A 25,512-nucleotide genomic window follows, 5' to 3' on the forward strand; every position below is an offset into this window, starting at 1 on the left:
GACGACGATTGGAACGAACTCGGAGTGCGACGTGAAGCAAGCGATGCAATCGATCGAGGGGGCACTATCCCGATGGAACCGCAAAGAGGCCGAGGCTATCCACGGGATGCCGTTCAATGACCTGCTCTTCCTGGCTCAGACAATCCACCGCCAGAACTTCGATCGCAACCGGGTGCAGCTGTCCCGGCTGCTCAGCATCAAGACCGGCGGATGCCCGGAGGATTGCGGCTATTGCAGCCAGTCTACGCATAACAAAACCGGCCTGAAGGCATCCAAGCTGATGGAGGTGGAGCGTGTCATTGCCGAAGCGATCAAGGCGCGGGACGCCGGCGCCACCCGCTATTGCATGGGCGCCGCATGGCGCAGTCCGAAGGAACGCGACATGGGCTCCGTGGTCGCCATGATCGAAGGCGTGAAGGCGCTCGGCATGGAGACCTGCATGACGCTTGGAATGCTGGACCTCAGTCAGGCGCAGCGCCTGAAGGCGGCCGGTCTCGACTACTACAACCACAACATCGACACGTCCGAGCGCTATTACGGCGAGGTTGTTTCAACCAGGACCTTTGCCGACCGGCTGGAAACACTTGGGCACGTGCGCGAGGTTGGCATGAAGGTCTGCTGCGGCGGCATTGTCGGGATGGGAGAGGAAAAGGCCGATCGCATCGACATGCTGGTCACACTCGCGAACCTGCCCGAGCCGCCGGAAAGCGTGCCGATCAACATGCTCATCCCCATCGAAGGCACGCCGCTTGCCGAGGCCGAGCCCATCGATCCTATCGAATTCGTCCGCATCATTGCGCTCGCCCGCATAATGATGCCGAAGTCCTATGTAAGGCTCTCCGCCGGCAGGACGGCGATGAGCGATGAAACGCAGGCGCTGTGCTTCTTTGCCGGCGCCAATTCGATCTTTGTCGGCGACATGCTGCTGACGGCGGACAATCCGGGCGAGGACAAGGATAATCGTCTATTTAGGCGTCTCGGCATAGAGCCGATGCCAGGCGAGGCAAGATGAACGAGCCGCCGCTTGCCCGCTATGAAGCAACCTTGCAGGGTCTGGCACGCAAGGGCCGGCTGCGGACGCTGGCGCCGCGCGCCGGGCTCGACTTCTCGTCCAACGATTATCTCGGGCTTGCTGCGTCGAAGAGACTTGGCGATGCAGTCGGGGCGGCAATCGAGGGGGGCACCCCGGTCGGCGCTACCGGATCGCGGCTCCTGCGCGGCAACGCGCCGGAGCATGAGGCGTTGGAGGCAGATGCGGCGGCGTTCTTCGGGGCCGAACGGGCGCTGTTCTTCGGCAGCGGCTACATCGCCAACTTCGCCCTGCTGAGCGCCCTGCCGCAGAAGGGCGACCTGCTGATCCTCGACGAACTCGCGCATGCCAGCATGCATGAAGGGGCGCGGGCTGGACGCGCCGAGTTCAGGCCGGCCACGCACAACGACATAGATGCTTTTGAGGACGCGATCAGGCGCTGGCGCGCCGAAGGTGGCATGGGGCATATCTGGATCGCAGTCGAAAGCCTGTATAGCATGGATGGCGACTGGGCGCCGATGGAGAGCCTGGTCGGGCTTGCCGATCGGTACGAGGCATTCATAGTGGTCGACGAGGCACATGCCACCGGCGTCTGGGGTCCGGACGGCCGGGGGCTGGCCGCCGCTTTCGAGGGCCGCGACAACATTGTCGCGCTCCACACATGCGGCAAGGCGCTCGGCGCATCCGGCGCACTCGTCACTGGGCCGGGAGTGCTGTGCGACTATATTGTCAACCGCTGCCGGCCCTTTATCTACGCCACCGCGCCATCGCCGCTAATGGCGGTGGCGGCGCGCGAAGCGCTCGCAATCCTGATCGACGAGCCGATTCGCCGCGTTCAGCTGCATGAGTACATTGCCTTCGCGGGCCGCCAACTGGCCGAGCGCTGTGGCGTGGCGCGCAGCGGCTCGCAGATCCAGCCACTTGTCATTGGCGATGTCAGCCGCACCATGGTGATAGCGGCGGCACTGCAGGCCCGCGGCTTCGACATACGCGGCATTCGCCCGCCGACCGTGCCGGAGGGCACGTCGCGGCTGCGCATTTCGCTGACGCTGAATGTCGGCAAGCCTGACATTTCGGCCATGGTCGAGACGCTCGTCGAGGTGTTAGGCACGGGATGACCACGCGTATCGTCGTCACCGGAACGGACACGGGAATAGGGAAGACCGTGTTTTCGGCTGGGCTCGCCGGGCTGCTCGACGGCTTTTACTGGAAGCCGGTGCAATCGGGTCTCGATGAGGAGACCGACAGTGAGGCGGTTGAACGGCTCGCCGGCCTGCCGTCAGGGCGCGTGCTGCCGGAAGCTCACCGCTTGAAGAGCCCGCTGTCGCCGCATCGTTCAGCCGAAATTGACGGCGTCTCGATTGACGCTGCCGATCTTGCATATCCGGTCCTGCCGACACCGCTCGTCATCGAAGGCGCTGGCGGACTGATGGTGCCGATCAACCGACAGACAAGATTTATTGACATCTTCGCTGAATGGCAACTGCCGGTCATTCTGTGCGCCCGCACCGAGCTCGGCACGATCAACCACACTCTGCTGTCGATCGAAGCCCTGCGGGCTCGCTCCATCCCGCTGATCGGCATCGCCTTCATCGGCGAAGAGGTAGCCGATACGCAAAGGACAATCACCGAATTCGGCGCGGTGGGTCAGCTCGGCAGGCTGCCACACCTCGTTCCGTTGACGCGCGAAACTCTGCGGAAGGCGATGTTTGCCGGCTTCGACCTCGCCAAGATTGCCGGAGGCGAATGATGTCGCGGTCGCCGGTCTGGCATCCATTCACCCAGCACGCGATCGAGCCGGCCATGCCGTCCGTTGTCCGCACGGAAGGGGCTTGGCTAGAGACGAATGACGGAAGGCATATCCTCGATGCAATCTCCTCCTGGTGGGTGGTCACCCACGGACACCGCCATCCACGGATCATGGAAGCAATCCGGAATGCGACTGAGATGCTCGACCAGGTGATCTTCGCCGGTCTCACCCATCAGCCGGCAGAGCAATTGGCCTCCGCCCTGATCGAAATAGTGCCGGCAGGCCTCGACTGGGTCTTCTATTCCGACAGCGGATCCATGTCCGTCGAAGTCGCGCTGAAGATGGCGCTCGGCTATCACCGCAACATCGGCGCGCCGCGTTCGCGCATCGTCGTCATGGAACACAGCTATCATGGCGACACGATCGGCACGATGAGCGTCGGAGCCCGCGGCGTGTTTAACGCCGCCTACGAACCCCTGCTGTTCGAGGTCGACACCATTCCGTTTCCGGCCGCAGGGCGCGAGCAGGAAACGCTGGATAGATTCGAGGCTTTCTCGCGCGACCGCCGCGCCGCCGCGCTGATCGTCGAGCCGCTGGTGCTCGGCGCCGGCGGCATGTTGATGTATCCGGCCTGGGTTCTGGCCGAATTGAAAAAGATCACTGAGGCCTCCGGCACCCTGCTGATCGCCGACGAGGTGATGACCGGCTGGGGGCGCACCGGAAGCACGTTCGCCTGCGAGCAGGCGCTGATCTCTCCGGACATACTATGCACCTCGAAGGGCTTGAGCGGAGGCGCGATCCCACTGGCGGCCACACTCGCGACCGAAGCCATCTTCCAGGCCCATTACTCCGAAGATCGGCAGAAGACCTTTTTCCACTCGAGCTCCTACACCGCCAATCCGATCGCTTGCGCGGCAGCACTCGCCAATGTCGAGATCTGGCGGGACGAGCCGGTGGCCGAGCGGATTGCGGCCTTGAGCGCCGGGCAGGCCGTCGGGCTTCGACGCTTTCGCAACAATGCCAACTTCACAGATTGCCGGGCGACCGGCACGATCGCAGCTCTCGATCTGCGCGCCGGCTCGGCCGGCTATCTGGCCGAGATCGGACCAAAGCTGCGCGCTTTCTTCCTCGAGCGCGGCCTGCTCGTGCGCCCGCTCGGCAATGTGCTCTATCTCCTTCCGCCCTATTGCATCACCGGCGAGGAGCTCGACCGGCTCTATGACGCCATCGAGGAGGCCGGCGAACGCTTCGGTCCGAGCGCATGAGCAGATCGTCGCGCTTTCTCGGGTTTGGAGATCATGCGCCGGCGCGAAAGGTGGAGAACCAGGAAATCGAAGATCGTCTCGGGCTCGAACCCGGCTGGATCGAGCAGCGCACCGGAATTCGCTCGCGCTTCTGGGCAACCGACCAGGATACGCTGTCGGGCCTTGCCGCGCACGCCGGTGACATGGCACTGGCGAATTCCGGCCTCGACCGTGGCGACATCGGCCTGCTGTTACTCGCCACCTCGACGCCCGATCACCTTCTGCCGCCCAGCGCGCCGCTGATAGCACATCGCCTGGGCTTAGGCCGCGCCGGTGCGATTGATCTCACAGGCGCCTGCGCCGGCTTCATCTATGCCCTGATGTTTGCGGACGGATTCACCCGCCTCCATGGCAAAGCGACCTTGGTCATCGCCGCCAACATCCTCAGTCGCCGCATCAATCCAGTCGAGCGCGCAAGCGCGGTGCTGTTTGCCGATGCCGCCGGCGCCGTGGTGATTGCCCCGTGCGAAGAGCCGGATCGGGGCATTCTCGGTGCCGCGTTGGCTTCGGACGGCTCGCGCTATGGGCTGATCCAGATTCCCGCCGGAGGAAGCAACACACCGTTCCACGGCGGCATGGACCTCGGGCAGACCCGGATGACGATCGCCAACGGCCGCGAAGTGTTCGCCAAGGCCGTGGAGATGATGTCTCGCTGCTCGCAGGACGCGCTCTCTGCTGCCCGAATGCGGTCGCAAGACATCGACAGGTTCGTGCCACACCAGGCCAATGCCCGCATTTTCGATGTGGTCGGGAGGAACCTCGGAATCGCCGATGAAGCAATCGTCAAGACGATCGCCGAGTACGGCAACTCTTCCGCCGCGACCATCCCGCTCTCGCTCTCGCTTTCGCATCGGGCGCAGCCGTTTCGGCCGGGCGAAAAGGTTCTCCTTGCGGCGGCGGGTGCCGGTCTCACCGGAGGCGCCCTCATCCTCGGAATTTAGCGGTACGACGGCCATGCACAGGATTTGTCACGAATGACACTAGCAAAACGGGCCCAATGCGAAAAAAATAGTCGCCGGCAAGCTGCATGGGCGCTGGTTCGGTGACGCGAGAGCGAAAACCCTGCAGACGATTTTCTCGAGCAGGACGATCGGCAAGGCTACCTTGCTGGGCGAGGAGTGGTTTGCGCCAGTCTAGAGAGCGGAGGTATCCAACTCCTCATTGCGATGAAGTCATCCTCGATATGTCGGCCCTTATTGGCCAACATCGTAACGGCAGTAGTGGCAGCCGTGAATTGAATAACCGGCCCCTCGAAGGCATCAACCGTCATGCAGTCCGAAAAAAATGCTCATCTGCCTGTCTCAACAACGCTGGCTCCATTTCGGAACCCGGTGTTTCGCTCGATCTGGACGGCCACACAAATATCCAGCCTCGGGTGGCTCGTGCAAACGGTGGCCATCAGTTGGCTGATGGCCACGATTTCCGCTTCGGATCTGATGGTTGCACTCGTGCAGGCCGCATCCACATTGCCGGTATTCTTCCTCTCAATTCTTGCCGGAGCCATCGCCGACAACTTCAGCCGCCGATGGGTGATGTTTGCGGGGCACTTCCTGATAGCCTTGGCATCGACGACGCTGATGATTTCGGTGGGCCTGGGATTTGTCGATCCCTGGCTCCTACTTGGATTGGGCTTTCTGGCTGGCTGCGGCTTCGCTCTGAATGATCCGGCCTGGCATGCCTCGGTCGGCGATATCTTGGACAAGCGCGACATTCCGGCCGCAGTGACGCTGATGTCTGTCGGATATAACATCATACGCAGCATAGGACCCGCTTTGGGTGGGACGATGCTGGCCTTCTTTGGGCCGCTCGCCGCTTTCGCCCTGGCCGCGCTGAGCGATCTGGTCCCTCTCGGCGCGATATGGCGTACCAAATGGAAGGTTCGCACTTCGCCTCTCCCTCGTGAGCGAATGACGATGGCAATTCATGACGGAGTGCGCTTCACGGTATTGTCCTTGGAGATCAGGGCAGCGATTGCCCGTGCAACCTTTTTCGGGCTGGCAAGCATCTCCATACTTGCGCTACTCCCACTAGTCGTCCGGGATCAGCTGAAAAGCGGCCCAATCGTCTACGGCATCTTGCTGGCCGGCTTCGGCATGGGTGCTTTCGTCGCGGGCATGAGCAATAGCTTTTTAAGGCGGATCACGTCTCAAAACAGGCTGGTATCGTTCGCCTCTGTTGCTTGTGCAGCATGTTGCCTTTCCCTTGCACTCACATCCTCGGTCGCCGTGGCGGCCATTTCGCTGGCACTTGGTGGCGCGGGTTGGCTTATCACCTGGACCGGCATCGACGTGTCGGTGCAGCTGGCAAGCCCAAGGTGGGTCGTCGGCCGCACACTGTCGATATACTACGCCCTGAGCGCAGGGGGTATGGCGGCCGGCAGCTGGATCTGGGGTACTGTCGCACAGGACTACTCCTTAGCCTGGGCTCTGGAGGGCGCCGCAGGCGCTCTGTTGCTGGTTGCAGCTGCGGGTATACTGTTCCCGGTCCGTCCATGGGAAGAAGCGGATCAGGAAAGTTCGGATTTTCACCCGCCGGAGCTGGCACTCGAGTTGAAGCCGAGGAGTGGCCCCATAGTCGTCAAGGTCGAGTATCTTATAGCCGAAGAGAATATCGAGACCTTTCTGGGCTACATGCGCGCAAGGCGCCATGTTCAGAGCCGTGCCGGTGCGCGAAACTGGACACTCCAGCGAAATCTTCAAACGCCTTCGATTTGGACAGAGACATTCCGCACGCCAACCTGGATGGACTTTCTTCGCCTGAATCATCGGCTCACGGCAGCGGACAAGGAAGTCGGCCAGCGTCTCCTGGCACTGCATGATGGAGAGCGTCCTCCGCAAACAGTGCTTTCGATCGAACGAACGACTGAGGCAGCTCGTACCCGTGCCTCGACAATCTTTTCTCGTCCTCCGAGGTGACGTGATCACGAAAGCGATCGCATCGCGCATTGGGATCTGCCGCGCCGGTCGACTTGAAGCAGCGCGAAGGCCGCATCCCAGTACGCGGAGCCTATGCGTCCGGCGCTCTCTCGCGAATACCCATGCCGCCGCGGGGCTCGAGGCCGGGGGCAGGAACGGTCCGTTCTGGGCCATCTTCGATGCGGCGCGCGACGGCAAGAAGGAGGGCATCGGTTTCGAGCGCTGGTGGTCGCGCCTGCGCACAAGCCGATCAGCATCACGTTCGACGTGCGCTTGAGCAGCGCTGTGCGGCTCAGAGACTGGCAGAGGAGGATCTGACTCGCTACCGGCTGGCGCTGGGCCAGCCGGAACCAGGCCTGTTCGAAGACGGCGCTGGCGCTCGACCTTTCGGCGCCGGACATGGAGTGAGGGTGGGCGACGGAGCACCAGTCGCCTTGACGCCCTTGCAGGACGCCATCTTAACCGCGAACGGCGAGCTTTCAGGGATCATTGCTGCGCCTTTGGGCGGCTTGCCGTTCCCGATGTTCGAACGCGTCGGTGAAGCTATCGAGTTCTTGGGGGGTCATCCCAAGCGCCCGCCCCTCCTCCCGCCATGACGCGACCGCCTTTTCGACTTCTGCGAGTATCGTCTTCGCTCGATCGCTCCTGATCCGGAAATAAGCGATTACCGACATCAGTGCGTCGACAGTCGCTTCGGGCCCAGTTTCTTCGGATATCCAGGTTTTCAGCTCTCGCACGCGCTCAGGGAACGGGTTGATGTCGAATGCAGGCGCCAGGCGCCATTGCCCGCGATGCACATGGAGAAAGCCGTGATTGTGGAGGTGGTCATCGACATTGGTGATAAGGATCGAGAACGCGATGCGCCGCCAAAGCTCTTCGATGTTGGCTGCTGGCTGGCTGCCGTGCTGACGAAGCACATCCACGAGTTCAGTATAGCTATGCTCGCCAACGTCCCCTGACTCTGCGCCGATCATCGTGGCGGCCGAGATATACATGAGTCGATTGCCGTTCGGAGTCCTATCGAAACGCCGTATGAGCGCGACAGGGGCGCCGTCGCTGTCGAGCAGACGTGTCTCAGCAGCATCCACGCCGGCTTTTCTGGCCAAATTCATAGCGAGCACTTCGCCTTTTGTGACAGATCGATCATCGGCAACGCTCGGAAACTTACCGATAGCGAGGCGTCCGTCATCGTCGACGACAGAGCATTTCGGACGAAGGCCCCCAAGAGACGTGCCACGTCCACGCAAATAGGCGAGATCCGTTGCCGTCTCGGTGTTCGTCTCGACGGCGTGCGTGGCTGCGAGGAGTTGACCGATTTCAATGAGCGGCGGCGTAGTGCGTCGACCCTCCTCGGTCGTTCTTTGGTAACGCCCTTCTTCGTCCTTCAACCGGAGCGCACCAATGCGGCTCATGTCGTCCACTGCCAAGAGGTAATCCATCGCGTTCAGAGGCCGCGTTTCGGCGACATTTCCCGCCCGGCGCACCTCTTGGCGACGCTTGGCGTGGTCGCGCTGGATGACACGCCGGCCCCATCCGTCCGGCTCCGTGTCAGCGATCGCGTTGTGGAACACGGATCCGTCGCCGGTCTTTCGATGGAATTGAGGGCCAGTAACGAGTGGCAGACCGGGTTCGATCGAGAAGCCTTCCGCTGCTCTCAGCCAACCTCCATCATATTCAAAGGCAGCGCTCTCGCGCGCACCCTGCTGATCATAGCGCAACGTACCCAGTGGCATCGCTTCTTCGCCAATGTGAACAGCAATAGAACGTCTCATATTGCACCCGGTGGCTTCCGCACCCTTACCCTCTTGGGCAAACGTTCGGCGTCGAGGAGCAGGCCTTGCTCATCGCGATGTGCGTCGATGATCTGCGCCAAAGCCTCATCAAAGCCCAAAACGAAAAAGGTCATGGCGTAGGCCCCCATAGCGACAGTCGGGTCTCCTTTTTCGATCTTCAGATAGGTGCTCTTTGCGACACCCAGTCGTTCCGCCATCATCATCACGGTCAGGCTGCGCTTCTTACGGGCGAGCGCAATGTCGGCGCCGAGCTTGCCAAGCGCCCTCTTGACTCTGGGAGGCAATGTATCTGTCACTGTTGAGCGCATGTTTGTCTCATACAAACGACCTTAACTCATTCTAGGGCGCTTGTATAAGACCTAAACCGTGATCTGTCGAGAGTTTGCCTGTTTGACCGATCGACAAGGCGGTGGCCCTGCAACCAACCACACTACTCTCGTGAGCAGCATCCATCCGATCCGCAATGGGCGCTAGGTGAGTCGCACGGGGGTGTGAACGATTGCGCCGCTGCAAAACGAAACGGGCCATCCTTGGCACGATCCAGATGTGTGCTGCAGCGGGGCTCCCGCCTGACGTACCGAGCGGCGCCGCCGCATGCTGTCTCGACCCGAGCTTCACAACAAACAGGTGCTGTCGGTATCGCACGAAAGTGTCACATATCGAACATACGAGCCTGTCCCAAAACGTCTGCTCGGTGCTCAGCCTGACCCCCAAAAAGCAAAAAGAAGGGAGCGCGACGAAGTTGCGCCGGCCAATTCAAGTGTCAGCGCGGAGCTACCTCTTCAGGATGGCACGTCGCTTGCTGCTCCGCATCGAACGCCGACGGCCAACCCACAACTAACGGAGATGAATATTGGTTCAGAAATGCTGAACCCCCGGTGTACTGAAAGAATTTGAGGAACGGTTGTGGGAAGCGCGGCAAGGCAATAGGCGATTTTGCCTTTCTTGGATCCGGACGGAGGTCGAATCTCACCTCGTTCGGGCAGTTGGTAGCCAACCACAGTTGTTTCTTCCATAAATCGAACTGCGATAAAGCACAGTACAAGTATCACTTGGCTTACTCACACCGGAACTCCTCTAGTCAACTTAGTATCGCGCATTCCTCAAAGAGAAGCGAGATGCACATGTTTTTGGTCCTGGGATAGGCCGCCGGTTCGCCCTTTGACGCGTCCGCCTTTTATTCTTTGAACTGGAGATCCAGAATGAACGTAAGCAGCCTTCTTCTCGGCTCAGTTGCGGCCCTGATCTCCGTTTCCGTCGCTCGCGCGACGGACGAAGTCTCCGCGCCGGCTCCGACCGAATACGTCAAGATCTGCGACGTCTACGGTTCGGGCTACTTCCATATCCCCGACACCGAGACCTGCGTGCGCATCGGCGGCTACATCCGTTACGACGTCGGCCTCAGCGATGTCCGATCGTATGACGGGATAAGAACCTCCGATGTGAGAACTGGCGAGGCTCAGGGCACCTGGCGAAACAACACGCGTTTCACGTTCAAAACTTGGACGCGCCAGGAGACCGAACTAGGCGCACTGAAGACCTATACTGAAACTCGCGTGAACTTCGGCAACCACAACGCTTATCCGGGTCCGGAAAGCCCTCACAACTATATCTTCAACAGCGGCGTCAAGTTGACTTCCGCCTGGATCCAGCTTGGTGGCCTCCGAGTTGGCAAGGACGATTCGGCCTTCGACACGTTTACAGGCTACGCCGGAAACGTGCTCAATAACGTACTCGTTCCGTACGGCGATTTCGATACCAACGTGGCTCAGTATTACTTCGATGCCGATAACGGCTTTTCGGCTCTGGTTTCACTTGAACAAGGGTCGGGTGTAGTCGGTACTATCGACAGCCATGTTCCGCACGTCGTCTTCGGCGTGAAACAGACGCAGGGCTGGGGCGCGATCACCGGCGTAATCGCTCGTGACAGCGACTACGAAGCTTTGGCCGGCAAGCTCCGAGTCGATGTCAATGTCACAGATGACCTGTCGCTATTCGGAATGTTCGGCTACGGCTCCATTGGCAATCTCAACGATGACCCAACCAACGCGGTCGCCGCTCACGGTCGCGGCATCTACAAAATTTGGAGCGGCAATTGGGCTTTCTGGGCGGGCGCCACTTACACGTTAACCGAGAAAACTTCGTTCAACCTTCAGGTCTCGGGTGATCAGCTCAGGGACTCAGGACTGGCTGCAAACGTCGCCTATATGGTCATTCCAGGTTTCACAGTCACAGCCGAAGTCGATTATGCCCATTACGCCAAGTTCGCTGCCGTCGACCGTTCCGGAATGAACCCGGCTCATGTCGGCAAAAGGAACAGCCTCGGCGGCGTGCTGCGATTCCAAAGCTCGTTCTAACGGAGCGAACCTGAATGTCGGAGGCCCGACTGGAGGCCTCGGTGTCTGGCTTTACGATGTTCAAGATGTGGTTCCGGACGATCATGCCCGGACATTGGTTGCCGGACTTCATAGCCTGATCAGCGAGGCTTCCATAGAGCGCTTAGCAATTCCACTGAATAACTCGTCCAGGACATGTCTCTCGGCCCCATCTGCATCCCTGTTGTGCTACCCTCATTGCGATGAGCGCTCGAGATCGAGAGCTTCGGAGGCACGGCAAGAACGGCTGAGAAATGCCTGGAAGCTTCGTCCAGGCATTCGTCAAGTTTCCTCAGTGGTTCAGAACGACCGTCATTGCAAAATCAGTTCGGTTCAGTAAGATTCTTGTTCTGTTTGGGTCATCTTGAAGGACTAGTGTCTGAGTCGCAGCGGACCGTCCAGAGGCGCGCAAGCCTTTGGTCCTGATCGAACGGAACGCGTGACAGCATAAGCTCGATCTTTAGTCCACGGTGGTGCTACGTTGCCTAGTTCTCCGGCGCGTGATTTGACGCCGAGATATGGCGGATCGAGCCGGCGTCCTCAGCAGCACCGCAAATTGTGCGTGATTGCATCCATGTCGTGGATGTTCTTTATCGAAGCAATCGATTTTTCTGGCTGTCCGATGATGAATATGAAGCGTCACTTGGCGTGGTGGGCGCCATCGGAGTAGTTGCATGGAATGTTTGTCCAGTGTGGCCCGGGTGCCGAGGCGATCTCCGGTGAGGTCGACCATGTGATCAGCAATCGAACGGCAATCGGCGGTCGTGGAGACAATGAGCACGGATTCAGCCAGATAGCTGGGACCATCTACCTGATTATAGCTGCTACAAACCGCATGTGGTCGGCGAGCACGGCTCAGCTGAGGCCCCTGCCGTCGTGAGGGGTCGAAGCACCGCCTGCGAGCTATATTCATCTGCTTCCAAGATCGTGAGGATGTGCTCCGCGTCGCGGAGGCTTTGGGAGCTCATCTCGTCCTGGAAGCGGACCAAGACCAAGTTTGGCAACGGTGTTAAACCGTCCTCATAAGGGGAGAGGTAGGCGTGGCTTTCCTGTTCCAGCAAAATCCGGCCGCATACCGAACCTATAAGGAGCTGGAATTCAGGTCGGACCTTCGCAAGGCGTGCACCACGGATCAAACGCCGTTTCCTTGGGGAACATGGCTCAGTTCCGACAAAGCAATTGTAATCGCCCTAGCTGCCTCGATTGCGCTCTTGGTCGGGACGCAGGGGCCCCAGATCAACGACGCGGTCCTAAGCCAGCTGCGAACGATTCAGATCAACGATGCATTGCTCCGGCGCGACGTCGCCCGCGCTCGGACCGATATGGCATTGGACTACCGTTCGGTTGCTTCTACCGGACAGGCATTGCAAAGGAATCGTGAATACTTGCAACGCCCTCTCGACGTTTCGCCCGATGAGAGCTCCGGGCAATCCAAATTGCTCGCGCAGCTCATAAACTCGATCGAAAACAAAGAGGCTGCCATCTCAGCCTTGATCAAGCAAAATCAGCTTATGCAAAGCTCTCTCGCAGATCTTGCTCGCTCGATTGGTCGCCTCGGGGGGGCACCCTTGGGCAGGGTTGAACTTTCGAAGCTGATCGTGTTTTCGGCTGAACCGGGGCTCACCCTCGCATCACAGATGGATCAGCCTCTCGACCGATTTGCTCCGAACCAGGCCCGAGCTGCCGCGGATGCTTTGGGTAATTTCCTGTCTTCTTTATGGAGGTTGGACGAAGCTGCCAATCAGATCGCATCCCTCGACACGTTCTCCATGGCAGCCGAACTGGAGCGAGAGCATCTGAAAGGCTACAGCTTGGCCAACGCGCAAGCGCAGCGTACGCGACTTTTCTTTGGCTTGGTGTCCATATGCCTTTGCTTGTTTGCGATCATTCGGTCCTCCAGGCAGCATCTGCGGACGAACCGGTTGAAAAGGCGGTTGGAGCTTGAAGAGGCGTTGAATGAGATCGAAGCTCGCTTCAACGATAGTAAAGCAAAGAACGCCTCGGCGGGCTTTTCCGCCGAAGCAGCGCTTAGACTCGTTCAACGCGTTTTCGATGCGGATCAATGCGCGCTTGCTCTGGTGGATCCGAGTCTCAGCAGGCATACCGAGTGCTTTATGGCCAACACGTGCATACCCGTCTGGAACGTCGCGCATATTGATCAAGTCGTTTCACTTGTCCGCCCCGGACGGCCAGTGTTTCGCGTCATTCCGGCGGCGGAAATGGTTCGGACCGCCATAGGCACTTCCGGTGTGTGTCAAATTGTTGGATGCCGGGCCTCCGATCAGCAGGCTGTGGTTTGCATCCTTGTTTTTGAAGGAGATCGCTCACTCCCCTCAGCAGACGACCTCCGGGTTCTTGCCAATGCTATTGTGCGTTTAAGCAACCATCTTGAAATGCAACGTGTAAATGCGGAATGCGACCTTCTGGTGAGTCGATGGGAGCATGTGGAAAGGCTGAGGACTGTCGGCACAATCGCAAGCGGCGCCACACACGAATTCAACAATATTTTAGGAGCAATAATTGGATACTCAGAGATTGCCCAAAGTCTTGTGCGTCGTCCCTCAAGACTTCGTAACCACATCGATCAAATCATCTTAGCTGGACACCGAGCCAAGCTGATCGTTGACCAGATTTTGTCACTCAGCCGAAACCGACAGCGCGTGGCAGTGCCTTTCAATGTCTCTGAAATTCTTATGGATCTTGCGCCATTGCTGCGGGTCACAGTTCGTGCCGATGTTCAGTTGAACTTCAAGATCAACGAGTGGCAAACGGTGGTCGAGGGCAGCCCAACCGAGATACAGCAGATTCTCATGAACCTGTGCAAGAACGCGTCGGAGGCTGTCTTGAACGAGGGCCGTGTCGAGGTTAGCGTTTCTCGCGCCCAGGTGTGCCAAACCAAGCCGCTGGCTCAGGGAACCTTGAGACCTGGAGATTACGTTCTCATCTCCATCAGCGACAATGGCCCAGGAATCGCAAGTTCGATACTTCCGCATGTCTTTGAGCCCTTTTTTACCACGCGCTCTTGCGTCGGCGGGACCGGGCTGGGTCTTGCCGCGGTTGACAGGCACGTGAGCGCGCTCGCAGGATGCCTTGACGTCACCTCGGCTGTTGGCCGAGGTACGCGCTTTGATATTTACTTACCGGCCTCCGAGGAGGAGCCAGTCAGCGCTGACATCGCTTTCGGTCCCTACGAGGGATCACTCGGCAACGGAGAAATCATTGCAGTCGTGGAGCCCGATCCAGCAGAGTTGGAGATCTACAAGGACAAGGTCGCCGCGCTGGGTTATAAGCCGGTCGGCTTCGCGACCTTCGAAAGTCTTTGCGGCTGGATCGAGAGCGGGAAAGCAGCTGACCTGCTAATCTTGGGTAAAATGCCTTTCCTCGAGCGAGGACAGGCCGAATCCGTATGCCCCACCCTCATGACGGTGCCTGTCATAGTCGTCGGTGAAATCGACCCCATGCCGGTCACATCTGATAATCAGGCCTTCGTCCTTTGGCTAGCGAAGCCGGTCTCGTCCAGGACAATGGAGCATGCAATTCGTACAATGATCATGGCATGATGCCGCCGGCTCGCTCGGGCCTCAAGCAATCCGGGAAGGCCTCTCAAAAGACATCGAAGCAGAATAAAATGACGCGTCACATCACCGACTTATCGATCCCGAGACGTTGTTTCAACCTTAGTGCTTGTTGAGAAGGTCGGCTACTGTCTCTCCCCGTCGCCGGGCATCAGCGGCGAGCCATACTTCTCCCACCTCATACACTTCGCCTTGGGTACTGAACGGGACAATGACGTCAACGGCAGCCGACAGCATGTCAAGAAGCGTGCGGTCTTCCACAGCGGCTCCTTGCGCGCTGCTCTTGACGAGTGAAAAGAGCTTCTTGAAGCCTTGGACCGGATCAGCCCCGTGGATGGTTGATATTGATCCCGCATGGCCGGAGACGACTTCGCTAAGGTAAGCCCAAGCAGCATCATCGCGCATCTCGCCGAGCAATATTCGATCAGGGCGCATGCGCAAGCTGGCCTGCAACAGTTGCTCGGCTGTCACCGCACCTAAGCCTGTTCGGTCCTTCGGATAGAGTAACCGGACATGATTCTCGTGCGGGATTGCAAGCTCGAGCGTGTCCTCGATACTGATCAACCTCTCTTGGGGGGGTATAGCATCGATCAAAGTCTTGCTCATTGTCGTTTTGCCGCTTCCAGTAGGTCCGCAAAGCAGCATCGTGAGCCGCCCGCAGACGCAGGCCCGCAAAAATTGCTCCAAGTCACCATGGTCGTAGTGCTGAAGAATCGTTTCGTCCTGCCGCTCCTGGCGCTCTTTTCGTGACCGCCATTGATTCCAACGCGAGTGTTCGTAGCGAGAAGAAACTTCCTTGAGTTCAGTCACACGACTTGAGGGACGCCGTATCGTCAGGCTTATTGTTCCTGAGGGAACGGCGGGCGGCAAACAGATCTGCAACCGCTCTCCGTTCGGCAGCTCAGTCGCACAGAGGGGGCTTTGCGGTCCGACATCTTGCTTGCGCAGCGCTCCAGCGAGGATCGCGATGTCCTCCAGATCGTCATAAGACAGCGGCAGCGGATGTTTCGTGAAAACGCCGGCCTGTCGGACAAAGGCTTCCCCAGGCCGGTTGATAGCGACCTCTTCGGTCCTTGGCTCCTCAAGCCATTTCAGAACGGGCTCGAGAAGCAAACGCAATTGAGGATCAGCCTCCGATTGCATTGTTGTCTCTCCGGCGTTTGCGATATTGGGGGGCTGGCGCCACGGCAGTCGCTCTAAGATCGTATACATCTGAGAAATCGAGGTCCCGAGCCACAAAGATGGATACGGCATCTCCCTGGTTTTTCTTCAGGGTTGGCGGAACGTTGATCGTCGCTCTCAGTGTCGTCTCGACGGCTTGTCCACCATTGCTCTGGAAGCTGTTGATGCCGCTTCCTCCGCCAGAGCTGGCCGCGTATTGACCGGCCGCCTGAAACGCGCCTTGGATGACGCTCATGAGCATCGCTCCGCCAAAGCGTTGCCAGAAGTGATTGTCCACCGTGCCAGGCATTCCGGAGCGGCCGAGCTCGTCAGCGCCCGGCGATGCTATCGAAACGAGGGCATGGTCAGGTGTTTCGATGCGCGTCCACAGCACGAAGACACGCGCATCCCCCTGCTGGAGACCGCGCTGGATCTCGCCAATCACGGTCGTCCCGCGATCCAAGAGCACGACATTGTTGGTGGCGCCGCGGACGTCTTTTGGTAAGACGCACTTCACATAGCCGGGTAAATTTGTGTCGACTGCCGTTTGCAAAATGCAGGGAATGATCGTTCCTTGAGTAATCACGAGATCAGGGTGCGGCATAAGTGTGGCCCGGCTCGGCTCCTGTATATCTGGCTTCAATCGGCCTGACAGATCGCCACCGTTTGAAATCTCATCCGCGGTCGCGGGAGTATCCTTATGGTTGTCTTCGTTCCGCTGACCGTCATTGGGCATTTGACTGCTGCTACTGTAGGCGAAAATTGGCGTTTCCTCGGGCGGCGGATCAGCTGGCGCCGGTGGGGGCGGCGTGGATGGCGCAGCATCTGCCGCCTGGGCCGCCTGTACGGGTGCTGGAGGTTCAGGAGCAATCTCAATTGGCACAGGGCGGAATGGCTCGGCGTTGGCGACAATTGGCGGTTTTGGCTGAGACGGATCGTCTTGTGTGCCGGGACGACCTCCGAGCCAGATGAGCGATAGAGATGAGACGAGAACAAGAGCAGCGACGGCCAACTTCTGCAATCCCGAAACATGCCGGCGGGCCGGCTCCGAGACCATCGATCCGGATGCATGGACATCATGTCCCGACTGTGGGCCGGTTTCATTCATCGGCCCGAGCCTTTCAAAACGCGCCACACGTCGGGTGTCACTGTACCGGTCACTGGCGCTCGTCCCACAGGATCATAAGCCCTGTTGAAAATGGACAAGACCGTATTGCCATCTCTCAGACGCCATTCCCGGGCGACTGCGGATACTTCAACATAGTCCCCTTTGACCGTGTAATTGGCAGCGGCTTCTTTGCCGTCGGGATTGATAACGTAGAGGGAGGGTATGCGGGAATTGCTTGCGAAGCCAAATACGGTCGTAAAGCCATTATCGAAAACTTCCAGCGGCGCCAGCGATCGATCGCCCTTTGCGACGTAGTGGAAATTGCTTTCGTCCGGACTGGCAGTTGCGGCGGGCCGATTCAACAGATCCTGAACTCTCTCGTCTTGCAGCACTTTCGCCCGGGCCTGACCAAGAATCGAGCGCCTTTCTGCTTCCTTTCTCTGAGCAGCAGCCTCATCAGCAGGATAGGTGAACTGCACACTGTAATATAGGTCAGGTTGCTGCTCATCGAGTTTTGGCATCGCTTTCGTTGAAATACTGAAGACGTATCTCCGTGTACCGGACTCACTCTCGGCCAGCACGACGACCGGCTGCGGCGGGAGCATCCGGCTAGCCTTAAAAAAGAGATAGTTGGCGCGCGGGAGCGCAGCCAGGTCTTTGCTGTTGGAAACGGCCACGGCTGCGACGGTCTCGTTGGCCGCGAATGTGACAACCAGCGTTGCCCCCACTGCGGTCGATAGGCGCACCACTTCGTCGGGACGGTAAGCCAGGTAGCGCATTCGCGCATCATGCTTGCCGGCAAGTGGCGTGTCTTCCGCGCACGCTTCCATGGTTAGGAAAAGTGAACAGGCCAGCGCGAGAAATGCTCTTTTTGTCATGGCTGCGCATAGCCCAGGTTCGATACGCTATCTTCCGAGGCTTGATAGGACGTGACGAGTAGACCTCCCGGATTGGTGAGTCTCGATTGGCCAGGCAGACCCGTCAAGCGCTCGTAGCGGATGGTAGCTGTCCAGGTGGTCACTATCGGCATCTGCCCATCGACAACAAGCGTACGCTTGTATCGGATCTGTTGAACGTCCGGACTGATGTCGTTTGAGGAAATATGCCCGACCTCGAGCTTGCCGCGCTTGCCGACCGTGACTTGCGGTGAGGTGGGATTCGGATAGTTGAAGAAATCTTGATATTGCTGTTGCACAGCCGGTGCGCTGAAACTGGACACGAGGTCATAGGCATATTGGGCTGTATCTGCTGTGTAGCCCTCGCGCAGGCGTACATATTCCCACAGCGAAGCATTTATGACGGCTCGATCTTGGGTTGCCGGCAGTCGAGAGATTGACACTTCGCTGTCAACGGTCCCATCCGGCCGTACCCAGAGGAACACAGGTACGAGCTTGGCCAACGGGACCATGGCAGCGATGGTAAATGCCTGGGCAACATTTCCTAGGACCGCCGCTGCGGCAAAGGCTATCAGGGCCTTTGACAGGCGCCGCGCAGACTTCGCTCGTGAAGTTTGAAACGCTTCCACCTTCTTGTAGTGGGCGGCTAGCGTTTCTCTCTCCACCAGAAGGGCATGTTCAGGAAATTTCACTTGGGCTCTTCCGCACATTCGACCTGAAGATCCTCAGGGGTGGTTTCCCATTGTCCCACGTTCAGTTGGAATGGCGCACCCGTGCAGGTCGCAAGCCGGTCGGTTGTCTTGCAGGCCGCCAAAGCGAGGATTGACAAAAGTAGATAAAGTTTCATTTTTGGCACCGCGCTTGTCGATTGGTTAACCACCCGCCGTTTTGGCAAAGTGGCGATTGAGGTTGTTAAGAGGTTGGTTCGCACCTGCCCAAGAGCCGCCGGCGATGCTGCTGGCGATCGTCGGAAGCGCGACGATCAGAGCGTCACCAGCCAGGAAAAGCATGTCGAGCTCGTAAAGCCCGATGATCTTGGCTGCTGTCGTGCCCGAGAATTTGATCACCCCCAGCATGAATACCAGCGAGGCTGCTTCGGCAGCGATAACTATCGTTGCAACGATATTGAGGAGGAGAAGCAGCAGCCCGTACGAGAGCAGTTGGCCGATCCATCTGGTGGCTATGTCTCGAGTGTGATCAAAAAGGTAGCCTACAAGGACCAGGGGGCCGATCGCCAAGAGCACCTTCGTCAGGATTCCAACGGCATCGTAAATCTCGAACGCTGTCCACAGCGCGCCGTAGAAAATCCATTGCGCTCCCTGGAAAGCAAGTATGTCCTGGCCGTTCATAGGCCCAATTTCGGAAGCAATCACCTGAAAGACATACTGACTTGAAGCAAACATGAAGTCGAGCTTCTGGGGGATCGCCATGAAGGGCAAGTCGCTGCCACTGATGTGGTGAGCCAACCTCGGGATCGTGTCGTCGAAGACCGCTTCAATGTACTGCTGGTAGTTGGCCTGCCCTAAGATAAGAGCAACGACAATCGATACCATGATTACGCGCGAGATACCCCCGCGCGCATCGACTTGACCACGCATGACCAGACAGCCTTGGATTATTATCCAAAGCGTGACACACGCAACCAGAGGCGCACTGACCGCCTCTTGGATCTTTTCAAGCACTTCGTGCAGCCCTAACGTAAAGGCCTCATGAAAGATCGTGTGTATAGCCGTGAATGGCGCGGGAATTTTGAAATTCATGGCGTGAGCCTGATTTGTCCCTGATCAGCGCAGCTGAGCCGAATGAACTCTGCGTGGTTTACGGGAGGATGCTAAACATCTTGGCGGTGTCCTGGCGTTCGCGACGCTGCGTGGCGGCCTCCTCCGCGGCGTGAAGGCTGCCTTGTGCAGTGGCCATCGTCAGCAGACTCGTGGCCTGGGCATTTTGGATAATCGCATCATGAATCTGCTTGAGGACCAGACCGTTGGTCACGGTGGCCTGCACAATATTTCTCGAGCTGGAAAGCTGACCAAGCGTGTTGTCGTTAGCCTTAAGGCGCTTGTCCATTACGCCCAGAGTGTCGGCTGCAAGAGCTGCGGCATTGGCGGCACCAGCGATTTGCCCCTCTAACAGTTTCGCTTCTGCATCGGTGCCGGTGACTCTCCGAGTCGGGTCCTGCGCAATGTTACGCGCCATGGTCGAAACTGGCGCCCGAGCATCAAACATCTGCCCCTCCAGCGTATTGCTCGACGGGTAGTGATTTCCTTGGTTCAGTGTGCCCAGCAGTCCCGTGACACCGAATGACGACTTTAGCATATCCACCATTTCGATCGTGGTAGCGAGCGTCGTGATTGACCTCTCAAGGATCGCCGCATTGGAAATCGCTGTTAAGGTCACTTGTGTTTCTGTTACCGGGTCGCTGACGACAAATTGCGACCGGGCCTGTGTGCTAAGCAGAAAGGAAGCAGCAAGCGTTGTTGCTGCAAGCTTGGCAAATCTCATGAATATTCCTCCGTCAGTCTTGAATTTCGTGGTAACGAGCCATGAACTTGTCGAGCCACCCACTTGGGGCATCTCCGTACTGGTCACGAAGCTGGTCGGCAAAGCGCACGGTGTTGGCCCGCCCCGAGAGTACGGCTACATATTCGCGCATCTGCCCAAGATCGAATTCGCAAACAACACTCCCGCTGTCGCGCTTGAGCAAAAACTTGCGGCTGCCAATTGCCATTCCGTGGCGGATTGCCTCGAACTCCTGCGTAGTGCACTTCAAGCCATCGACATACGCCGCTCGGTCCGCCGTCGGTGATGGGTAGAAAATCTTCGTCATGCATTGTGCAACGAGACTAGCTCCGAGGGGCGATTCAAGCACGTGTTCAGGCTGCTGCGTTGCGAGTATCAACATCCCGTTGTTTTTGCGGACGGTGAGCAAGAACTTGTCAATAACAGCCGAGAACTGGGGGTTGAGCAGATAGAAACGAAATTCGTCGCAGCTCATGACAAACCGACGGCCATCGACAACAGCGCCCACGCGATGCAGAAGATATGCGGCGGCCGGCGCACAGACCTCCTCAAATTCCAGGAGCTGCGTCATGTCGAAGCCTGTAATGGAGGCATCCAGCCTTACTTCGTCCACATCGCCGTCAAACGCCCATCCAAGCGCATTCCCTCTACACCACCGCTGCAGCCGTGCTCCTGCGCCCTCGGAGGGGCTGTGCAGCAGAAATTCGCGTAGGCCCGCAAGTGAGCGCATGACGGGGTCGAACGAAAGTTGACGAACAATGCCACGTTCCAATCGACGGCTTTCCTCCGGCGAGATCGGACCACGGCCGTCACTCTCGATCAGGGCCATCAACCATTCGCGCAGAAAATCCAACGAGGCGGAGGTGTTGTCCAGTCCACGCAGGGGGGCCAAGCCGCTCGGAGTGCCTCTGCGCAACGCCAGATATGTCCCTCCCGTGGCTCGAACCAGCAGTTCACCACCCCGGTCCTTATCGAAAAATACGATGGCACCATCGCGATCGACCACGCTTTGCTCAAGCATCGCGAGGATAAACGTCATCAGCGTCGTCTTGCCTTTGCCGACGGGTCCGAATATCGCCGTCATGCCGACGTCATTCTCATGGGGGATGTAGTCGAATGAAGTTCCACCGTTCGTGCGAAAGCGCGCAACCGCTTTGCCCCAGTGGCCGGAAGTGGAACCGCTTGGGAAGTTTTCAAATGACACAAGCCCGGCAAAATTGTGCGAGGTGATCGCCCCGGGGCGTGTGCGCCACCTGTTGTTGCCCGGAAGTTGGGACCAGTATGCGGCCTCCATGCCGATACCCTCCTGGACGATAACGGCGCCCGCATCGGCCAGCCTTGCGCGCGCATTGGCTGCGCGATCTGCAAGGCTGTTGAGGCTCTCGGCATGGACGCACAGGCTCAGATGATGCGAACCCATGACGAACTCGTTGCTTGCCAGTGCGTCCTCTGCCTCGGCAAGTTCATTGATCTGGGTGAGAGCCTTGTCGCCGGCGCTCGTCATCTGGCTGGACTTAAGGCTAAGCTTCGCATGAGCTTGTGGCCGTGTGAGGAAGGAAAAGCTCTGGCTGAGCACAAGCGGGAAGTTGGCCGACAGCAAGGGATTTAGCATGCCTGGCCGCGTCGTCGCCGGATATTCACGGAATGAAAACAATGATCCCACGGAGCTATCCCCAGGTCTTCGAATCTCAAGCGCCCGCTTCCCGCAGATGACCTGGTCAGTGTAGATCGAGGCGCCGAGTGAGCCGGTAACCATCGGAACCGGAAGAAACCGGCACGTCATTATCAGCCGAAGCGCCTCACCGATTTCGGTGAAGAGCACGTTGCCTTTCTCACGAATACCCAACCGGCGCAGACCGTAACCGCCCAGTGAGCCAGCAATGATCTGCCAGAGGTCTTCCAGGCTTCGAATTTGGGCGGCTAGATCATTGTCATTCCGGCTGGGGGACTTGAAAAGCCGCAAGCCGATCTTGCCGATTGCGCTGCGGGGGAACACGACGACAGTGAGGAAGTGATCGTTGCGAAAGAGCTTTCCCGACAGCACACGGCGCTCGTAGGCCTCGCTCAGACTGCCAGCGAATGCACTTTGAAACTGGCGCGGCGCTGGCGCCGGCACATCATTGTGTCGCACAAGGTGAGCGTATATCGAGACATTGTCATCTGCGATGTTGCGCAAGAGAGTGTTGAACGCGCGGCAGCGCGAGTTGCGCATCTCAGCGTCTTCCAAATCAAACGGCAGCCCGTTCACATGTGCCATGGCCATGATCGATCCGTCTTCCAAAAGGACAACCTGATCGCTTAGATGACCGACATACGGAAGGTAGATCTCGCCAGATCTCTCGGTCCGGCCACTGGCGCCAAACATTACACCATTCCTCTTCCGCGTTTCGGCACTCTGATCGGATTGGCGCTGACGCTCGCGCCGCCCCAGACCGGCCCGTCCACGCTTCTGCCGGCCGTTTGCAAATAGAGGAACGCGACGCTTGCGGCGTTATAGTCACGCTCAACAATCAGCCGTGCTCCGAACCAGAGTGGCACGAGCACGACTTCATAAAGCGGGTTCTTAAGGATAATGATGATGAGCCCCGCCAGCATCATGAGCGCTCCGGCCAGTGTCAGCGGCACCCCCAGAAACAGTGCGGGGCGTGTCGCCGCCACATAGAGGGTGCTCACTTCCAACCGGTCGCTCATCAGCCACCGCCTATGAGCGCCTTGCCCAGGAAGCTGGCGCCAAACATGATGACAATTCCTCCAACAACACCCGCAACCAGGCCAAGTGAAGCACGACCGAACATCCAGGAGATGCCGATGGCCACGAGTCCGAGCACGGCCAGTGATTGTCCGAAGGGACCAAGTATGAAGGCGCAGATATTCTGGACCATCTTGGCAGGATCCGTCCCTCCGGTCACCTGGGCCGCGGCCGGCCCGCTGGAGAAGACCGTCCACGCGACGCCCGCAGCAGCGGCCGGTACATATTCAGCCGCCATGCGCAGCATGGAAAAAGGCGAAGGAACACGCGTTTTAAGTGCACGAAGTATTTTGAGTGGCTTCATCATTGTATCTCCATGTTTCAATCGAATACGAGTTTGTTCGGGTTCGAGGGTTCCCGCTCGTCCGCAGCCTGGCTGCCTGTCGGACCGGAGGGATCGGCCCCGGAGCGGTTTCGCTGATAGGAGCCCCAAACGTCCCACGAATCTTGTGCGGGCTGCTTTTCATTAGTCTGTTGGCTCTGTTCGAGCAGAGGGGGCACGGTTTTCGGACCGGCTGCCTCAAGGCCTGGCACATCTTGAGCGGTCGGCTCCAGCGTTCGCTCAAGGAGACTTGACATGTCCTTTGCGGCCGACTCGACCTTGCGTACATAACCGTTGGTGAAGCCACGCGTGACGTCGCCCGTGTTATAGGCCGAGATGGCACGGCGAAGCGCCAGTTGCTGTGCCACAGCAGTCGTGCCGCCGGCATACCGGCTTTCAAGTAAGTGGGCGGCAGCCGAAAGCGAGGCGCAGGGCTCGAAAGCTTTTTCCGGCGTGAGATTGAGCATGGGAAAGTTGTTGCTGTTTATCTGCATCAATCCAACATCGACAGAATGTTGTGCTTCGAGGCGGTGCTTGATGCCCCGCGTGGCTTCCAGGTGATCTATCCAGCGAAGCTGCTCACCTGTGGTGTTGTCATGAGCCACCAGCGTTTCAAAGCCACTTTCAATCTTGGCAATCGCGGCGAGGGTGGACGGCGCAACCCATGGAGCGCATTTGCGCGACAGGCTGTGGAACTCACGGGGAGAAAGTGGCGCGGGCTCGGCTGGGAGTGACATGGATGTCAACAGGACGATGGCCAGGGGCCAAGCTGCAATAAACATTCCCTATTACCTGCCTTTCCAAGCCGCCGCACGAGTTCTGCCCCTGTCCGGCACGCGCTTATCGGGGAGGTTTGTTACTCTGTGATGTTCAATTTCAGCTTTTCGGTTTCAACTGAAGCAAAGACCGTGTTGGTGTCAGCGTGGGTGGAGCAGCTTGCGCATGCGTGGGGTGGCGCCGGCCCGATCAGCCAGCGACATCTGGAGCATCTTGGTACGATGACTCCTGTGCGGGATTGCTCGTCCCGGCCGTCCGTTGCTCCTGGACCGTGGCCCGCGACTTCGGCGTCATGGATGGTGATGGGACCTTTTGTCAGCGCTAAGCCAAGGACAAAATGGGAAGCTTGGCGGGTTTGTTCAGGCTCGGGATCACCGTGGGGAATCGACGAAGGCGCTAAAGCAGCCCAACTTTGCCGATATGCTGCCGGTGCTTTAAGAGACAGCCATGCGCGGCCCTGCACACTCAGATCATTGTTTGAGACCGCGAGCTCGTCCGCGAAGCTGGCTCGAAGGGGCAAATCCGCGGGGGCGAGGGTCAACTGGGAATACGTGGCGGCGCAGCCCACCTGGTGCGAGCCTGGTTCAGCTGATCGGTCGCGCCGCCAACGGGTGGATCATGCACAGTCCCATCGGCAGAAAACCGCACGCCATTAACGGAGTCCGACGGCGCAATGGACAAGCATAGTGACACCCTCCAGATGGAGGAGTTGCAGTAACTGAGAAATGTTAGCCCGGACGTTCACCGCAATCGGCGACCTGCCGGTCGCCCGAAACAGCATTTGGGCCGCCGGCCACCTTGGACGAAGCCGGCTTGGCAGGAGACATACTATTTGGCACAAGGCCGCTGCAGCGAATCACGGTCTTCTTCCGCCGACCGCCTTTCCGATCAACCAAACGCCGCGCTGCTCAACCATGTCCGAGCTGGATCCACGAGCCGGAGGATGTCGAGATGATCCAGGTCCGCAAACTCCAGGATGACAAGGATGCAAGGGCATAGCAGGAAACTTGGCATCCATGAGGTCGAACTCGAATGGTATTGGCAGGCCTGCACCAACGGGGGAGCTCGAAGCGAAAAAGCGAAGGACCACACGGCAGGGTCATCTCGGCGCTTGGACCTGTCTGGTGGCCACGGGCTGCCTGGGTGCGGTCAATTCGCCACGGATGAAAAGACCAGGACGAGCACGGCCTCACATTGGCCGCAGGCAACGGCGAGTGATATCAAGGGGCAGCTGTTC

At 58.7% G+C, this 25,512-nt stretch carries 21 protein-coding genes; 8 read left to right on the top strand and 13 right to left on the bottom strand.

Annotated features, from left to right (window positions below; all coding sequences use genetic code 11):
• Positions 1-43 precede the first annotated feature (43 nt).
• The 6 genes from bioB (at position 44) to AC0L2R_RS28620 (ending at position 6,999) form a co-directional block, all read left to right on the top strand.
• Positions 44-1,012 (top strand): biotin synthase BioB, encoded by a 969-nt coding sequence (gene bioB / locus AC0L2R_RS28595; protein ID WP_473512913.1) that lies wholly within the window; start codon positions 44-46, stop codon positions 1,010-1,012.
• Positions 1,009-2,148 carry an 8-amino-7-oxononanoate synthase gene (locus AC0L2R_RS28600; protein ID WP_473512888.1) on the top strand — a complete coding sequence of 380 codons (1,140 nt, stop codon included), beginning with the start codon at positions 1,009-1,011 and terminating at the stop codon, positions 2,146-2,148. Before bioB ends, AC0L2R_RS28600 begins: the two co-directional genes overlap by 4 nt.
• Positions 2,145-2,780: a dethiobiotin synthase gene (bioD, locus tag AC0L2R_RS28605; RefSeq protein ID WP_473512889.1), complete on the top strand. Its 636-nt coding sequence runs from the start codon at positions 2,145-2,147 to the stop codon at positions 2,778-2,780. The genes AC0L2R_RS28600 and bioD overlap by 4 nt, the downstream gene beginning before the upstream one ends.
• The gene (locus AC0L2R_RS28610; RefSeq protein ID WP_473512890.1) at positions 2,780-4,045 is read left to right on the top strand and encodes an adenosylmethionine--8-amino-7-oxononanoate transaminase; all 1,266 of its coding nucleotides are present in this window, start codon (positions 2,780-2,782) and stop codon (positions 4,043-4,045) included. The genes bioD and AC0L2R_RS28610 overlap by 1 nt, the downstream gene beginning before the upstream one ends.
• Positions 4,042-5,025, top strand: a complete 984-nt coding sequence (locus tag AC0L2R_RS28615; RefSeq protein WP_473512891.1) for a beta-ketoacyl-ACP synthase III — start codon at positions 4,042-4,044, stop codon at positions 5,023-5,025. The genes AC0L2R_RS28610 and AC0L2R_RS28615 overlap by 4 nt, the downstream gene beginning before the upstream one ends.
• A gap of 327 nt (positions 5,026-5,352) precedes the next feature.
• On the top strand, positions 5,353-6,999 hold the full coding sequence (locus AC0L2R_RS28620) for an MFS transporter (protein ID WP_473512892.1): 1,647 nt from the start codon (positions 5,353-5,355) through the stop codon (positions 6,997-6,999).
• A 479-nt stretch (positions 7,000-7,478) separates the two neighbouring features.
• Here AC0L2R_RS28620 and AC0L2R_RS28625 read toward each other — a convergent pair whose 3' ends face one another.
• Both AC0L2R_RS28625 and AC0L2R_RS28630 read right to left on the bottom strand, forming a co-directional pair.
• The gene (locus AC0L2R_RS28625; RefSeq protein ID WP_473512894.1) at positions 7,479-8,771 is read right to left on the bottom strand and encodes a type II toxin-antitoxin system HipA family toxin; all 1,293 of its coding nucleotides are present in this window, start codon (positions 8,769-8,771) and stop codon (positions 7,479-7,481) included.
• Positions 8,768-9,100 carry a helix-turn-helix domain-containing protein gene (locus AC0L2R_RS28630; protein ID WP_065010596.1) on the bottom strand — a complete coding sequence of 111 codons (333 nt, stop codon included), beginning with the start codon at positions 9,098-9,100 and terminating at the stop codon, positions 8,768-8,770. The genes AC0L2R_RS28625 and AC0L2R_RS28630 overlap by 4 nt, the downstream gene beginning before the upstream one ends.
• A gap of 894 nt (positions 9,101-9,994) precedes the next feature.
• Between AC0L2R_RS28630 and AC0L2R_RS28635 the strand changes: the two genes are divergently transcribed.
• Together AC0L2R_RS28635 and AC0L2R_RS28640 are read left to right on the top strand one after the other, a co-directional pair.
• Positions 9,995-11,149, top strand: coding sequence for a porin (locus tag AC0L2R_RS28635; protein ID WP_065010595.1), 1,155 nt, complete (start codon positions 9,995-9,997; stop codon positions 11,147-11,149).
• A 1,058-nt stretch (positions 11,150-12,207) separates the two neighbouring features.
• A complete protein-coding gene (locus AC0L2R_RS28640) occupies positions 12,208-14,727 on the top strand; it encodes a two-component system VirA-like sensor kinase (protein WP_473512895.1) in 2,520 nt (839 codons plus the stop codon).
• A 117-nt stretch (positions 14,728-14,844) separates the two neighbouring features.
• Here AC0L2R_RS28640 and virB11 read toward each other — a convergent pair whose 3' ends face one another.
• The 11 genes from virB11 to AC0L2R_RS28695 form a co-directional block, all read right to left on the bottom strand.
• A complete protein-coding gene (gene virB11 / locus AC0L2R_RS28645) occupies positions 14,845-15,885 on the bottom strand; it encodes a P-type DNA transfer ATPase VirB11 (RefSeq protein ID WP_065010592.1) in 1,041 nt (346 codons plus the stop codon).
• A complete protein-coding gene (gene virB10, locus AC0L2R_RS28650) occupies positions 15,869-17,011 on the bottom strand; it encodes a type IV secretion system protein VirB10 (RefSeq protein WP_473512897.1) in 1,143 nt (380 codons plus the stop codon). The genes virB11 and virB10 overlap by 17 nt, the downstream gene beginning before the upstream one ends.
• Complete coding sequence (locus AC0L2R_RS28655; protein WP_473512898.1) at positions 17,008-17,889, bottom strand: TrbG/VirB9 family P-type conjugative transfer protein; 882 nt, start codon at positions 17,887-17,889, stop codon at positions 17,008-17,010. Before AC0L2R_RS28655 ends, virB10 begins: the two co-directional genes overlap by 4 nt.
• On the bottom strand, positions 17,886-18,599 hold the full coding sequence (locus tag AC0L2R_RS28660) for a type IV secretion system protein VirB8 (RefSeq protein ID WP_065010589.1): 714 nt from the start codon (positions 18,597-18,599) through the stop codon (positions 17,886-17,888). The genes AC0L2R_RS28655 and AC0L2R_RS28660 overlap by 4 nt, the downstream gene beginning before the upstream one ends.
• Entirely contained in the window at positions 18,596-18,754 is a 159-nt protein-coding gene (locus AC0L2R_RS28665) for a type IV secretion system lipoprotein VirB7 (RefSeq protein ID WP_082982598.1), read from the bottom strand. The genes AC0L2R_RS28660 and AC0L2R_RS28665 overlap by 4 nt, the downstream gene beginning before the upstream one ends.
• A 25-nt stretch (positions 18,755-18,779) precedes the next feature.
• Entirely contained in the window at positions 18,780-19,667 is an 888-nt protein-coding gene (locus tag AC0L2R_RS28670; RefSeq protein ID WP_065010588.1) for a type IV secretion system protein, read from the bottom strand.
• Between the two features lie 58 nt (positions 19,668-19,725).
• The gene (locus AC0L2R_RS28675) at positions 19,726-20,409 is read right to left on the bottom strand and encodes a TrbJ/VirB5 family protein (RefSeq protein ID WP_065010587.1); all 684 of its coding nucleotides are present in this window, start codon (positions 20,407-20,409) and stop codon (positions 19,726-19,728) included.
• A gap of 13 nt (positions 20,410-20,422) precedes the next feature.
• Positions 20,423-22,792, bottom strand: a complete 2,370-nt coding sequence (gene virB4 / locus AC0L2R_RS28680; protein WP_473512899.1) for a type IV secretion/conjugal transfer ATPase VirB4 — start codon at positions 22,790-22,792, stop codon at positions 20,423-20,425.
• The gene (locus AC0L2R_RS28685; protein ID WP_065006389.1) at positions 22,792-23,118 is read right to left on the bottom strand and encodes a type IV secretion system protein VirB3; all 327 of its coding nucleotides are present in this window, start codon (positions 23,116-23,118) and stop codon (positions 22,792-22,794) included. Before AC0L2R_RS28685 ends, virB4 begins: the two co-directional genes overlap by 1 nt.
• Positions 23,118-23,423, bottom strand: coding sequence for a pilin major subunit VirB2 (gene virB2, locus AC0L2R_RS28690; RefSeq protein WP_404927828.1), 306 nt, complete (start codon positions 23,421-23,423; stop codon positions 23,118-23,120). Before virB2 ends, AC0L2R_RS28685 begins: the two co-directional genes overlap by 1 nt.
• A gap of 74 nt (positions 23,424-23,497) precedes the next feature.
• Positions 23,498-24,280, bottom strand: coding sequence for a type IV secretion system lytic transglycosylase VirB1 (locus AC0L2R_RS28695; RefSeq protein ID WP_065006391.1), 783 nt, complete (start codon positions 24,278-24,280; stop codon positions 23,498-23,500).
• Positions 24,281-25,512: the final 1,232 nt, after the last annotated feature.

The organism is Mesorhizobium sp. WSM4820 (genome assembly GCF_055811075.1).